Annotated in this window: 9 protein-coding genes; all 9 read right to left on the bottom strand. The window is 66.6% G+C overall.

The window, feature by feature from the left end; translation table 11 throughout:
- Positions 1-253 precede the first annotated feature (253 nt).
- The gene (gene eno, locus L3N39_RS11365) at positions 254-1,543 is read right to left on the bottom strand and encodes a phosphopyruvate hydratase (protein WP_237257452.1); all 1,290 of its coding nucleotides are present in this window, start codon (positions 1,541-1,543) and stop codon (positions 254-256) included.
- Positions 1,544-1,576: 33 nt separating this feature from the next.
- Positions 1,577-2,422 carry a 3-deoxy-8-phosphooctulonate synthase gene (gene kdsA / locus L3N39_RS11360; RefSeq protein WP_237257451.1) on the bottom strand — a complete coding sequence of 282 codons (846 nt, stop codon included), beginning with the start codon at positions 2,420-2,422 and terminating at the stop codon, positions 1,577-1,579.
- A complete protein-coding gene (locus L3N39_RS11355) occupies positions 2,419-4,050 on the bottom strand; it encodes a CTP synthase (RefSeq protein ID WP_237257450.1) in 1,632 nt (543 codons plus the stop codon). Before L3N39_RS11355 ends, kdsA begins: the two co-directional genes overlap by 4 nt.
- A 158-nt stretch (positions 4,051-4,208) precedes the next feature.
- Positions 4,209-5,504, bottom strand: a complete 1,296-nt coding sequence (gene tilS / locus L3N39_RS11350) for a tRNA lysidine(34) synthetase TilS (protein WP_237257449.1) — start codon at positions 5,502-5,504, stop codon at positions 4,209-4,211.
- A 121-nt stretch (positions 5,505-5,625) separates the two neighbouring features.
- Positions 5,626-6,573 carry an acetyl-CoA carboxylase carboxyltransferase subunit alpha gene (locus L3N39_RS11345; RefSeq protein WP_237257448.1) on the bottom strand — a complete coding sequence of 316 codons (948 nt, stop codon included), beginning with the start codon at positions 6,571-6,573 and terminating at the stop codon, positions 5,626-5,628.
- Between the two features lie 186 nt (positions 6,574-6,759).
- Positions 6,760-10,290: a DNA polymerase III subunit alpha gene (dnaE, locus tag L3N39_RS11340; RefSeq protein WP_237257447.1), complete on the bottom strand. Its 3,531-nt coding sequence runs from the start codon at positions 10,288-10,290 to the stop codon at positions 6,760-6,762.
- A 93-nt stretch (positions 10,291-10,383) separates the two neighbouring features.
- On the bottom strand, positions 10,384-11,811 hold the full coding sequence (locus L3N39_RS11335) for an alanine/glycine:cation symporter family protein (protein ID WP_237257446.1): 1,428 nt from the start codon (positions 11,809-11,811) through the stop codon (positions 10,384-10,386).
- Between the two features lie 88 nt (positions 11,812-11,899).
- Positions 11,900-12,538, bottom strand: a complete 639-nt coding sequence (gene rnhB / locus L3N39_RS11330; protein ID WP_237257445.1) for a ribonuclease HII — start codon at positions 12,536-12,538, stop codon at positions 11,900-11,902.
- A complete protein-coding gene (gene lpxB, locus L3N39_RS11325; RefSeq protein ID WP_237257444.1) occupies positions 12,538-13,671 on the bottom strand; it encodes a lipid-A-disaccharide synthase in 1,134 nt (377 codons plus the stop codon). Before lpxB ends, rnhB begins: the two co-directional genes overlap by 1 nt.

Below are 13,671 nucleotides of genomic sequence, written 5' to 3'. Positions count from 1 at the left end.
ATCTTGGGCATGGTAGGGGCTGCGCTCATGCTTGAAAAGCAGCCGTCTGATGGGTGACATGGGATTTCGGTCTGTGCGGTGGTTCCCAGAAGCGCCAAAAAAGCCAATGTCCCCGCTGCTCTAGCAAGCAGGGTACGCAGGCGCCCCCCTGCGAACCCGGCCCTAACCGATGGCAGCCCGGGACACGTCCATTCACAACCAGCGCCCACAAAAAAGGGCGACTCGCGTCGCCCTTCTTGGCATCACGCGTAGATCAGCCGCGGAATTCGGCGCGGCCGTTGTACGGCGCCTTGCCGGCCAGCTGCTCTTCGATGCGCAGCAGCTGGTTGTACTTCGACACGCGGTCGGAGCGGCACAGCGAACCGGTCTTGATCTGGCCGGCGGCAGTGCCTACGGCCAGGTCGGCGATGGTGCTGTCTTCGGTCTCGCCGGAACGGTGCGAGATCACCGCGGTGTAGCCGGCGGCCTTGGCCATCTGGATGGCTTCGAGGGTCTCGGTCAGCGAGCCGATCTGGTTGAACTTGATCAGGATCGAGTTGGCGATGCCCTTGTCGATGCCTTCCTTGAGGATCTTGGTGTTGGTCACGAACAGGTCGTCACCGACCAGTTGGACCTTCTCGCCGATCTTGTCGGTCAGCGCCTTCCAGCCGGCCCAGTCGGACTCGTCCATGCCGTCCTCGATGGAGATGATCGGATAGCGCTGGGTCAGGCCGGCCAGGTAGTCGGCGAAACCGGCGGCGTCGAACACCTTGCCTTCGCCGGCCAGGTCGTAGTTGCCGTCCTTGAAGAACTCGGAGGAAGCGCAGTCCAGCGCCAGGGTCACGTCGCTACCCAGCTGGTAGCCGGCCTTGGCGACCGCCTCGGCGATGGCCGCCAGGGCGTCTTCGTTGGAGGCCAGGTTCGGCGCGAAGCCGCCCTCGTCGCCCACCGCGGTGTTCAGGCCACGGGCCTTGAGCACGGCCTTGAGGTGATGGAAGATCTCGGCGCCCATGCGCAGCGCGTCGGCGAAGGTCTTGGCGCCGACCGGCTGGACCATGAATTCCTGGATGTCGACGTTGTTGTCGGCATGCTCGCCGCCGTTGATGATGTTCATCATCGGCACCGGCATCGAGTACTGGCCCGGCGTGCCGTTGAGGTCGGCAATGTGCGTGTACAGCGGCACGCCCTTGGCCTGGGCAGCAGCCTTGGCAGCGGCCAGGGACACGGCGAGGATGGCGTTGGCGCCCAGCTTGGCCTTGTTCTCGGTACCGTCCAGTTCGATCATCGCCTGGTCCAGGGCCTTCTGGTCGACCGGGTCCTTGCCCAGCAGCAGATCACGGATCGGACCGTTGACATTGGCCACGGCGTTCAGCACGCCCTTGCCCAGGTAGCGGCTCTTGTCACCGTCGCGCAGCTCGAGGGCCTCGCGCGAGCCGGTGGAGGCGCCGGACGGCGCACAGGCGCTGCCGACGATGCCGTTGTCCAGGATCACGTCGGCTTCCACAGTCGGGTTGCCGCGCGAATCGAGCACTTCGCGTCCCTTGATATCGACGATCTTTGCCATTGTTGTTAACACTCCGTAGATAGCTGCAAGGCTTCAAGCAGTTTCGATTGGCGGGAAATTCTTGATCAGGTCATCCAGCTGCTTGAGCTGGCTGAGGAACGGCTCGAGCTTGTCCAGGCGCAGGGCACAGGGGCCATCGCACTTGGCCTGGTCGGGATTCGGGTGCGCCTCGAGGAACAGGCCGGCCAGCCCCTGGGACAGGCCGGCCTTGGCCAGGTCGGTGACCTGGGCACGGCGACCGCCGGCCGAGTCGGCGCGGCCACCGGGCATCTGCAGGGCATGGGTGACGTCGAAGAACACCGGGTACTCGAACGACTTCATGATGCCGAAGCCGAGCATGTCGACCACCAGGTTGTTGTAGCCAAAGGACGAGCCGCGCTCGCAGAGGATCAGCTGGTCGTTACCGGCTTCCTCGCACTTCTTCAGGATGTGCTTCATTTCCTGCGGGGCGAGGAACTGCGCCTTCTTGATGTTGATCACCGCGCCGGTCCTGGCCATCGCCACCACCAGGTCGGTCTGCCGCGAGAGGAAGGCCGGCAGCTGGATGATGTCGCAGACCTCGGCCACCGGCTGCGCCTGCCAGGGCTCGTGCACGTCGGTGATCACCGGCACGCCGAAGGTCTTCTTCACTTCCTCGAAGATCTTCATGCCCTCTTCCAGGCCCGGGCCGCGGAACGAGGTGATGGAGGAGCGGTTGGCCTTGTCGAAGCTGGCCTTGAACACGTAGGGAATGCCGAGCTTCTCGGTGACCCGCACGTACTCTTCGCAGGCCGTCATCGCCAGGTCACGCGACTCGAGGACGTTGATGCCACCGAACAGCACGAACGGCTTGTCGTTGGCGATCTCGATATCGCGGACGCGGATGGTCTTCTGGCTCATGCCTTCTTCGCCTTGTAGTCCAGCGCCGCGTTGACGAAGCCGCTGAACAGCGGGTGGCCGTCGCGCGGCGTGGAGGTGAATTCGGGGTGGAACTGGCAGGCGACGAACCACGGATGATCCGGCGCCTCGACCACTTCCACCAGCGCGCCGTCGCCGGAGCGGCCGGTGATCTTCAGGCCGGCTTCCTGCAGCTTCGGCAGCAGGTTGTTGTTCACTTCGTAGCGATGGCGATGGCGCTCGACGATGCGGTCGCTGCCGTAGCAGGCGAAGACCTTGGAGCCGGGCTCGAGCATGCACTCCTGGGCACCCAGGCGCATGGTGCCGCCCAGGTCGGAGGCCTCCGTGCGCACCTCGGTATTGCCGGAGGCATCGGCCCACTCGGTGATGAGGCCGACCACCGGATGGCCGCTGTCCTTGTTGAACTCGGTGGAGTTCGCATCGGACCAGCCGAGCACGTCGCGGGCATACTCGATCACCGCGACCTGCATGCCCAGGCAGATGCCCAGGTAGGGAATCTTGTTCTCGCGCGCATACTTGACCGTGGCGATCTTGCCCTCGACACCGCGCAGGCCGAAGCCGCCGGGCACGAGGATCGCGTCGACGCCCTCGAGCAGGCCGGTGCCCTGGTTTTCGATGTCTTCGGAGTCGATGTAGCGCAGGTTCACTTTGGTGCGGCTCTGGATGCCGGCGTGGCTCATGGCCTCGATCAGAGACTTGTAGGCATCGAGAAGTTCCATGTACTTGCCGACCATGGCGATGGTGACTTCCTGCTCCGGGTGCAGCTTGGCATCGACCACGCGATCCCACTCGGAGAGGTCGGCGCCGCCGCACTTGAGGTCGAAGCGCTCGACGACGTAGTCATCCAGGCCCTGCGCATGCAGGATGCCGGGAATCCGGTAAATGGTGTCGGCATCCGGAAGGCTGATCACCGCACGCTCTTCGACGTTGGTGAACAGGGCGATCTTGCGCCGCGAGGAGACATCGATCGGATGATCGGAACGGCACACCAGCACGTCCGGCTGCAGGCCGATGGAGCGCAGCTCCTTGACCGAATGCTGGGTCGGCTTGGTCTTGGTCTCGCCGGCGGTGGCGATGTAGGGCACCAGCGTCAGGTGCATCAGCATGGCGCGCTTGGCGCCGACTTCCACGCGCAGCTGGCGGATCGCCTCGAGGAACGGCTGCGACTCGATGTCGCCGACGGTGCCGCCGACTTCCACCAGGGCCACGTCGGCGTCGCCGGCGCCCTTGATGATGCGGCGCTTGATCTCGTCGGTGATGTGCGGGATGACCTGGATGGTCGCGCCCAGGTAGTCGCCACGGCGTTCACGACGCAGCACGTCCTCGTAGACGCGGCCGGTGGTGAAGTTGTTGTTCTGGGTCATGCGCGTGCGGATGAACCGCTCGTAGTGGCCCAGGTCCAGGTCGGTCTCGGCGCCGTCGTGGGTGACGAACACCTCGCCGTGCTGGAACGGGCTCATGGTGCCCGGATCGACGTTGATGTAAGGGTCCAGCTTCAGCATCGTGACCTTCAGGCCCCGCGCCTCCAGGATGGCCGCCAATGAAGCCGAGGCAATGCCTTTCCCCAAAGAAGAAACAACACCACCCGTGACGAAGATGTAGCGCGTCATAAGAACCCTAGAAGTCTGCGTTAAGCGGCCGGCGCCGCCGGGGGAAGCGAAGATGCCATTGCCACAAGCGGCAATAGCTCAACCGCCACGGCTTTCGAAGAAGGCCGCAGAAGCTGTATCAAGACGGGAGCGTAGTCTACCCGAAAGCCCCTACCAGCTCAAACCGAGGTCGGCGCCAGTGGCAACCAGCGCAGCACCAGCCCTGGCGGGGCGAGATGCGGCAGATTCGCCACGGCCAGCAGCTCGTCGCCGCGGTACAGCAGCGGCAGGCGGGCACGCACGAAGCCAGGCAGCTTCGCCTCGTTGAGCAGGCGCTTGAGGTCGCGCCGTCCGCGCCCGGGGAGCCGCAACGCCTCGCCGCCCTGGCGGTAGCGGATCGAGAAACCGGCATCGGCCGCGCCCTCGAGGCTCAGCGTGCCGTTGCCCGGCAGCTGCAACGAGCCCCCCGAAAACGGCAGCGCCGCTGCGCTATCGAGCGGCACCAGCCAGGGCCCGGACAGCCACCAGACCCGGTCGTTGGCCCGCTGCAGCTCGCCACCCGCCAGGCGCCAGACCGGTTGCGCATCGACAGCGGCATCACGCAGCGCCGCCCAGCCCGCCCAGTGATCGCTGTCCGGCAGCGGCGTCCACGCCTCCAGCCAGCGACGCAAGGCGTTGCGCTGCCGCGCCGCCGTCAGCGCACGCAGCGCCAACAGATCGAGGCTCGGCAAGGGCAGCCATGCCGGTGCGGCCAGGCCGGCCACGCGCTGCAGGTCAGCATCGGCCAGTTCGTCGAGCAGCACCCGGGCTTCGGCCAGGTGCGCGGCGGCGCGCGCAATGTTGCCGCGGGCCTGCGACCAATGGTCCTCGACCGCCGGCAGCACCCGGTGGCGCAGGTGGTTGCGGGCGAACTGGAGCTGCTGGTTGCTGGGGTCGTCCACCCAGCTCAGGCCGTGGCGACGCGCATGCTGCTCGAGCGCCTGTCGCGACACATTCAGCAGCGGCCGAACCAGCCAGCCAGCCCCGAGCCGGCGCTGTGCCGGCATGGCTGCCAGCCCTCGCACGCCAGCCCCACGAAACAGCCGGAACAGCAGCGTTTCGGCCTGATCGTCGCGATGCTGCGCGGTGAACAGGACGTCGCCGGCATCGATCGCTGCCTCGAACGCCGCGTAGCGCGCCTGGCGCGCCGCCTGCTCGAGGCTGGCCTGTCGCGTCACTTCGACGCGGCGCACCTGCAGCGGAATCGAAAGAGCCTCGCACAGGCCGCGGCAATGCTCGGCCCAGTCGCTCGAGACCGCCTGCAGGCCATGATCGACATGGATGGCGACCAGTGGCGGCAACTCGTACAGCTGCCTGAGGCGGGCGAGCAGATCTAGCAGCACCGTCGAGTCCAGCCCGCCGGAGAGCGCCACGCACCAGCGCGGCGCATCGCGCCAGGGGGCCAGCGTGGTCATCAGTTCCGATTCCAGCGACACGATATTCTCCCGGCGATGCCCTGCGAACGCCGATTATCCCGCGCCGGCCAGAAACGAAACAGGGTGCCACCCGGGCACCCTGTTTCGTTCAACCTGCCAGCCTGCGCAGGCAGGCCTCGGCTCAGACGCCGTAGCTCATCAGTCGCTCGTAGCGACGCGCGAGCAGCTTGTCGGTATCCAGCGACTTGAGCATGTCGAGCTGGCGCGTCAGCTCGTCGCGCACGGACTCGGCCATCGCCGCCGGGTTGCGGTGCGCGCCGCCCAGCGGCTCGTTGATCACCTTGTCGACGATACCCAGGTCCTTCAGGCGCTCGGCGGTCACGCCCATGGCCTCGGCGGCTTCGGGTGCCTTTTCGGCGGTGCGCCAGAGGATCGAGGCGCAGCCTTCCGGGGAGATTACCGCGTAGGTGGAGTACTGCAGCATGTTCAGCTGGTCGCAGACACCGATGGCCAGCGCGCCGCCGGAACCGCCCTCGCCGATCACGGTAGCGATGATCGGCGTCTTCAGGCGCGCCATCACGCGCAGGTTCCAGGCGATGGCCTCGCTCTGGTTGCGCTCCTCGGCGTCGATGCCCGGGTAGGCGCCGGGGGTGTCGATGAAGGTCAGGATCGGCATGCGGAAACGCTCGGCCATTTCCATCAGGCGGCAGGCCTTGCGATAGCCCTCGGGGCGCGGCATGCCGAAGTTGCGACGGACCTTCTCGCGGACCTCGCGGCCCTTCTGGTGGCCGATGACCATCACCGGCTGGCCGTTCAGGCGCGCCGTGCCGCCGACGATCGCTGCGTCATCGGAAAAATGACGGTCGCCGTGCAGCTCTTCGAACTCGGTGAACAGGTGGTTGATGTAGTCCAGCGTGTAGGGACGCTGCGGGTGGCGAGCCAGGCGGGCGATCTGCCAGCTGGTCAGGTTGCCGAAGATGCTTGCGGTGAGCGATTCGCTCTTTTCCTGCAGGCGGGCAATCTCGTCGCCGATGTTCAGGGCATTGTCATTGCCAACCAGGCGCAGCTCTTCGATCTTGGCTTGCAGGTCGGCAATCGGCTGTTCGAAATCCAGAAAATTCGGGTTCATAGGCATCCGTCATGCGTCGACGGCCAGGCGGCCGGGAGGCTGTTCCGTTTTTTGCGCCATACCTTACGGGACGGGCGCAGTCAGGTCGAACAAAAATTGTTCGGAACCAACAACCCGGTCGGCGACCGGGCCGATCGGGCGCCGCCACGGCGACGCCTCTTGCGTCCGGGCGTTCTCGCCGCCCGGTCATCGGTATTGGAGGAAGACGTTGTCGCGCCCGAACTGGTCACGCAGCGCCTGAATCAAGTTGTCCGCCGGGTCGATCCGCCAGCTCTCGCCGAACTGCAGCACCGCCCGCGCGTCGCTGCCGGTGTACTCCACGGTGATCGGGCAGGCGCCGCGATGGCGGCCGAACACGTCGGCCATCCAGCGCATCCGGTCGCCCTTGAGGGCATCGGCGGCGACCCGCACACGCAGGCTCTCGGCCAGCCCGGTACGCGCCTCCTCGAGGCTCATCACCCGCTTGGCACGCAAACGCAGGCCGCCGGAGAAATCGTCGTTGCTGACCTCGCCCTCGACCACCACCAGCGCATCGGTCTGCAGCAGGGCCTGGGCGCTGGCGAAGGCATCGGCGAACAGCGAGGCCTCGATCCGCCCCGACCGGTCATCGAGGGTGATGAAGCCCATCTTGTCGCCCTTCTTGTTCTTCATCACCCGCAGGTTGACGATCAGGCCGGCGATGGTCTGGGTATCACGCGCCGGGCGCAGGTCGATGATGCGCTGGCGGGCGAAGCGGCGGACCTCGCCTTCGTACTCGTCGATCGGGTGGCCGGTCAGGTACAGGCCGAGGGTGTCCTTCTCGCCCTTGAGGCGCTCCTTGAGCGACAGTTCGCGTGCCTTGCGGTGGTTGATGTAGACATCGGCCTCGGGCTCGGCGAACAGTCCGCCGAACAGGTCCATGTGGCCGCTCTCGGCGCTACGCGCGGTCTGCTCGGCGGCCTGCACGGCCTCTTCCATGGACGCCAGCAGCACGGCGCGGTTGAGGTCGACGCTGGCCTGGTAGGCCTTGAGTTCGTCCTGGTAGTAGGGGCCCAGGCGATCCAGTGCACCCGAGCGGATCAGCGCTTCCAGGGTGCGCTTGTTGATGCGCTTGAGATCGACGCGGTTGCAGAAGTCGAATAGGTCCTTGAACGCCCCGCCCGCTTCGCGGCATTCGACGATGGCCTCGACGGGCGCCTCGCCGACGCCCTTGATCGCACCCAGGCCGTAGACGATGCGCCCGTCGTCGTTGACGGTGAACTTGAACTCGGAGACGTTCACATCCGGCGGATCGATGCGCAGCTTCATGCTGCGGCACTCTTCGACCAGGATCACCACCTTGTCGGTGTTGTGCATATCCGCCGACAGCACCGCCGCCATGAACGGCGCCGGGTAGTGCGCCTTGAGCCAGGCGGTCTGGTAGGACACCAGGCCATAGGCCGCCGAGTGCGACTTGTTAAAGCCGTAACCCGCAAACTTCTCGACGAGGTCGAAGATATTGCCCGCCAGGTTGCCGTCGATGCCGTTGTTGGCGCAGCCCTCGATGAAGCCGCCGCGCTGCTTGGCCATTTCCTCGGGCTTCTTCTTGCCCATCGCGCGGCGCAGCATGTCGGCGCCGCCCAGCGTATAGCCGGCCATCACCTGGGCGATCTGCATCACCTGTTCTTGGTAGAGGATGATGCCGTAGGTGGGCTTGAGCACCGGCTCGAGCCCGGCGTACTGGTAGTCCGGGTGCGGATAGGAGATCGGCTCGCGGCCGTGCTTGCGGTTGATGAAGTCGTCCACCATGCCCGACTGCAGCGGGCCGGGGCGGAACAGCGCCACCAGTGCGATCATGTCTTCCAGGCAGTCGGGCTTGAGCTTCTTGATCAGCTCCTTCATGCCGCGCGATTCGAGCTGGAAGACCGCCGTGGTCTCGGCCTTCTGCAGCATGTCGTAGGTCTTCTTGTCATCCAGCGGGATGAAGTCGATGTTGACCAGGTCCTTCTCGTCGGCGCCCTTGCGCCGCTGCTCGCGGTGGATGGTCTCCATCGCCCACTTGATGATCGTCAGGGTGCGCAGGCCGAGGAAGTCGAACTTCACCAGGCCGGCCTGCTCGACGTCGTCCTTGTCGAACTGGGTCACCAGGCCGCCACCCTCCTCGTCGCAGGCGATCGGCGCGAAGTCGGTCAGCTTGGTCGGCGCGATCACCACGCCGCCGGCGTGCTTGCCGGTGCCGCGGGTGATGCCCTCGAGCTTGAGCGACATCTCCCAGATTTCCGCGGCTTCCTCGTCGGTCTTGAGGAAGTCGCGCAGCGGCTCCTCCATCTCGTAGGCCTTGTCCAGGGTCATGCCGACTTCGAAGGGGATCATCTTCGACAGGCGATCGGCCAGGCCGTAGGACTTGCCCTGCACCCGCGCCACGTCGCGCACCACGGCCTTGGCCGCCATCGAGCCGAAGGTGATGATCTGGCTCACCGCGTTGCGCCCGTACTTCTCGGCCACGTAGTCGATCACCCGGTCGCGGCCGTCCATGCAGAAGTCGACGTCGAAGTCGGGCATGGAGATCCGCTCGGGGTTGAGGAAGCGCTCGAACAGCAAGTCGTAGGCCAGCGGGTCGAGGTCGGTGATCTTCAGCACGTAGGCGACCAAGGAGCCCGCACCCGAACCACGCCCCGGGCCGACCGGCACGTCGTTGTTTTTGGCCCACTGGATGAAGTCGGCAACGATGAGGAAGTAGCCGGGAAAGCCCATCTGGATGATGGTGCCGAGCTCGAACTCCAGGCGATCGACATAGATCTGCTTCTTCGCCTCGTAATCCGGGGTGTCCGCCGGCAGCAGCACCTTCAGACGATCTTCCAGTCCCTCGTACGAGGCGTGTCGCAGGTAGTCGTCGATGCCCATGCCATTGGGCGTGGGGAAGTCGGGGAGGAAGTACTTGCCCAGCTGTACCTCGATGTTGCAGCGCTTGGCGATCTCCACCGAGTTCGCCAGCGCCTCCGGCAGGTCGCTGAACAGCTCGGCCATCTCGGCCGGCGTCTTCAGGTACTGCTGGTCCGAGTAGTTGCGCGGACGGCGCGGGTCGTCGAGCGTGCGGCCCTCGCCGATGCAGACGCGCGTCTCGTGGGCCTCGAAGTCTTCCTGCTTGAGGAAGCGCACGTCGTTGGTCGCCACCAGCGGCGCGCCGCAGCGCCCGGCCAGGGCCACCGCGGCATGCAGGTATTCCTCGTCGTTGACCCTATGGGTGCGCTGCACTTCCAGATAGAAACGCCCCGGGAAGACCCCGCTCCATTCCTGCCAGAGCGCCTCGGCACCGGCCTCGTCACCCTCGAGCAGGGCCAGTCCGATCTCGCCCTCTTTCGCGCCGGACAGGGCGATCAGGCCCTCGGCTGCCGCCTTGACCCAGTCGCGCTCGATGATCACCAGTTCGTTGCGCTGGCCTTCGGTCCAGCCACGCGAGACCAGCTCGGTGAGGTTGCGGTAGCCCTTGGCATCCATCGCCAGCAGCGTCAGGCGACTCAGCGGGCCGTCCTCGTCGCGACTGGCCAGCCAGATGTCGGCGCCGCAGATGGGCTTGATCCCTCCGCCCAGCGCCGTCTTGTAGAACTTCACCAGCGAGCACATGTTGCTCATGTCGGTGACGGCGACCGCCGGCATGCCGGCCTCCGCAACGGCCTTGACCAGTGGCTTGACCCTGACCAGCCCGTCCACCAGCGAGTACTCGGTATGCAGACGGAGGTGAACGAAGGAAACGGACATGGACAAACCTGCGCGGGCAAAACGACAAGCGCGCGATTGTACCGAAAAGCGGCCGCGGCAGGTCCGCCGTTCGCCCCGCCTGCGGTACGATACTCAGGGCTTGATGCCGCCGTTGCCGTCGTCCCAGATGCCGGGCTCGAGCCTGGCGCGGATCTCCGGATAGTCGCGCGCGTCGAACTGCGGAACCTTCCCGGCGCGCAGTTGTTGCCGGTAGTCGCGCGCGAGCTTCACCACGACCTTCGACAGCAGCACGATGGCGATCAGGTTGGTGATCGCCATCAGCCCCATGGAGACGTCGGCCAGGCTCCAGACGAAGGGCAGCGAGGCCAGCGCGCCGAACATCACCATCGCCAGCACCAGCAGGCGGAACACCAGCAGGCCGGCCGAATGATTGCGCTCGAGAAAGACCAGGCAGTTCTCGGCATAGAAATAGTTCGCGACGATGGAGGTGAAGGCGAAGAACAGCACGATGATCGCCAGGAAGTACTGCCCCCAGCCGCCGACATGCTCGGTCAGGGCGTTCTGCACCCGCTCGATCCCCTCACCCGGCTGCGGGCCGGCCAGCAGGATGATCGCCGCCGACGCCGTGCAGATCATCAGCGTGTCGATGAACACACCGGCCATCTGCACGTAGCCTTGCGAGACCGGATGCGGCGGATAGGGCACCGCGGCGGCCGCAGCATTCGGCGCCGAGCCCATGCCCGCCTCGTTGGAGAACAGCCCGCGCTTGAAGCCATTCAGCAGCGCCGCGCCGAGCCCGCCGGCGGCGGCTTCCTCCAGGCCGAAGGCGCTCTTGAAGATGAGCGCGAAGACGCCGGGCAGTTCGCTGATATTGATCAGGATGAGCACCAGCGCAACGAGCAGGTAGGCCGCGGCCATGAAGGGCACGGCCAGTTGCGAGAAGCGCGCGATGGAGCGCAGGCCGCCGAAGATGATCGGCGCGGTCAACGCCACGATGCCAATGCCGCAGAGCCAGGCGGGCACGCCAAAGGCACCCTGCATCGCCCCGGTGATGGTGTTGGCCTGCACCGAATTGAAGACGAAGCCAAACGCCAGGATGAGGAAGACCGAGAACAGCGAGCCCATCCAGCGGGCACCGAGGCCCTTCTCCATGTAATAGGCCGGCCCGCCCCGGTACTGGCCGCGGTCGTCACGGATCTTGAACAGTTGCGCGAGCGTCGCCTCGACGAAGCCGGTCGCCATGCCGACCAGGGCGATTACCCACATCCAGAACACCGCGCCGGGGCCGCCGAGAGTGATCGCCACCGCCACCCCGGCGATGTTGCCGGTGCCCACCCGCGCGGCAAGCGAGGTGCAGAGCGCCTGGAACGGCGAGATGCCCGAGGCGTCGCTCTTGCCGCTGCCCTTGAGCACGCCGAACGCATGGCCGAAGTGGCGGAACTGGATGAAGCCCAAGCGAAAGGTGAACCACAGGCCGCAGCCGACCAGCATCCAGATAAGGATCCTGCCCCAGATGAGCCCGTTGAGCAGATCGACGACTTGGTTGGCAAACTCTGGCATCAGCGCTCTCCATTCAGGCAGTGAGGTACCGCCGCGCAGGTGCGGCGGCTCCGCCAGTTATGGACAGCCCGGGTGGTTCAGGGTGCCGCTAGACCAGCGCGGCGGGCGATAGCGCTGTCACGCTGGCCTCGGCTTGCTCGAGCAAGGCGCGCACCGGCGCGAAGGAGCGGCGATGGATCGGCGTCGGCCCGAGGCGTTGCAGCGCCTCGAGGTGCAGCGGCGTCGGATAGCCCTTGTGTCCGGCCAGGCCGTAGCCGGGGTAGACCAGGTCGAGGGCCTGCATCTCGCGGTCGCGGCTGACCTTGGCCAGGATCGAGGCGGCGGCGATCGCCGGCACCTGGGCGTCGCCCTGCACCACCGGCGCGCTCGGCACCGCCAGTTTCGGGCAGCGGTTGCCGTCGATCAGCGCCAGGCGCGGTACCACGCTGAGCCCTTCGACGGCGCGCTGCATCGCCAGCATGGTGGCGTGCAGGATGTTCAGCCGGTCGATCTCCTCGACCTCGGCACGCGCCACGCACCAGGCCAGCGCCTTCTCGCAGATCTCGTCGAACAGCGCCTCGCGACGCGCCTCGCTGAGCTTCTTCGAATCGTTCAATCCCGTGATCGGGCGCGCCGGATCGAGGATCACCGCCGCCGTCACGACCGGACCGCAGAGCGGGCCGCGGCCGACCTCGTCGACGCCGGCGACCAATTCCTCGACCAGGCCGAAATCCAGTCCGAACTGCATCAGTGCCCCCTTGCCAGGGCCAGCACGGCCTCGGCCGCCTGCACCGAAGCGTCCTGGCGCAAGGCCCGGTGGATCGCGTCGAAGCCTTCCACCTGGGCCTGGCCGTCGTCCAGCAACGGCAGCAAGGCGGCGACCAGCGCCTCGGGCGTGGCGGCGTCCTGCAGCAACTCCGGCACCAGCAGGCGCTGGGCCAGGAGGTTCGGCAACGCCACGTAGGGGCTTTTCACCAGGCGACTGAGAATCCGGTAGGTCATCGGCGCCACGCGATAGGCGACCACCATCGGCCGCTTGAACAGCAACGCCTCCAGGGTCGCGGTGCCGGAGGCAATCAGGACCGCATCGCAGGCAGCCAGCGCCTCGTGCGAGCGGCCGTCGATCAGCGTCAGCGGCAGGTTCCGGCCGGCCAGCATCTGCTCCAACTGCTGGCGTCGCTCGGCACTGGCGCAAGGTAGGACGAAGCGCACGTCGGGGCGCACTGCGAGGATGCGCCCGGCAGCCTCGAGGAACAGTTCGCCCAGCCGGGCCACCTCGCCGCCGCGACTGCCCGGCAGCAGCGCGACCACGGCTCCTTGCGCGGGCAGCTGCAGTGCCTGGCGGGCCAGCGCGCGATCGGCTTCAAGGGGAATGGTGTCGGCCAGCGGGTGGCCGACGAAGCGCACCGGCACGCCCTGCTCCTGGTAGAAGCGCGCCTCGAACGGGAACAGCGTCAGCATCAGGTCGCAGGCTTCGCGGATCTTCAGCACCCGCTTCTGCCGCCAGGCCCACACCGACGGGCTGACGTAATGCACGGTACGGATGCCCGCGCGGCGCAGGCGCAGCTCCAGGCCGAGGTTGAAGTCGGGGGCGTCGATGCCGATGAACACGTCCGGCCGGGCGGCGATCAGTTCGGCCGTCAGCCGGCGTCGCCGAGCCAGCAGCTCGGGCAGGCGTCCGAGCACTTCCACCAGCCCCATCACGGCCAGGCGCTCCAGGGGAAAGCTCGAGCGCAGTCCCTCGGCCTCCATGCGCCTGCCACCGACGCCGATGAACTCCACCTCGGGGCATTGCCGGCGCAGGGCCTGCATCAGCCCGGCGCCGAGGATGTCGCCGGACGCCTCGCCGGCCACCAGGGCAACTCGCAGCGGCCTGCTCAT

It is taken from the genome of Pseudomonas oligotrophica, from assembly GCF_021726475.1.
Lineage (GTDB): Bacteria > Pseudomonadota > Gammaproteobacteria > Pseudomonadales > Pseudomonadaceae > Stutzerimonas > Stutzerimonas oligotrophica.
Note: the sequence above shows the minus strand (reverse complement) of the source record. Positions and strands in the feature narration are given on the sequence as shown.

Bases quoted from the DNA above. Each gene is read 5' to 3' on its own strand.
- L3N39_RS11355 (WP_237257450.1), bottom strand. From the start codon at position 4,050: ATGACGCGCTACATCTTCGTCACGGGTGGTGTTGTTTCTTCTTTGGGG.
- eno (WP_237257452.1), bottom strand. From the start codon at position 1,543: ATGGCAAAGATCGTCGATATCAAGGGACGCGAAGTGCTCGATTCGCGC.
- L3N39_RS11345 (WP_237257448.1), bottom strand. From the start codon at position 6,573: ATGAACCCGAATTTTCTGGATTTCGAACAGCCGATTGCCGACCTGCAA.
- lpxB (WP_237257444.1), bottom strand. From the start codon at position 13,671: ATGAGCAGGCCGCTGCGAGTTGCCCTGGTGGCCGGCGAGGCGTCCGGC.
- rnhB (WP_237257445.1), bottom strand. From the start codon at position 12,538: ATGCAGTTCGGACTGGATTTCGGCCTGGTCGAGGAATTGGTCGCCGGC.
- L3N39_RS11335 (WP_237257446.1), bottom strand. From the start codon at position 11,811: ATGCCAGAGTTTGCCAACCAAGTCGTCGATCTGCTCAACGGGCTCATC.
- kdsA (WP_237257451.1), bottom strand. From the start codon at position 2,422: ATGAGCCAGAAGACCATCCGCGTCCGCGATATCGAGATCGCCAACGAC.
- dnaE (WP_237257447.1), bottom strand. From the start codon at position 10,290: ATGTCCGTTTCCTTCGTTCACCTCCGTCTGCATACCGAGTACTCGCTG.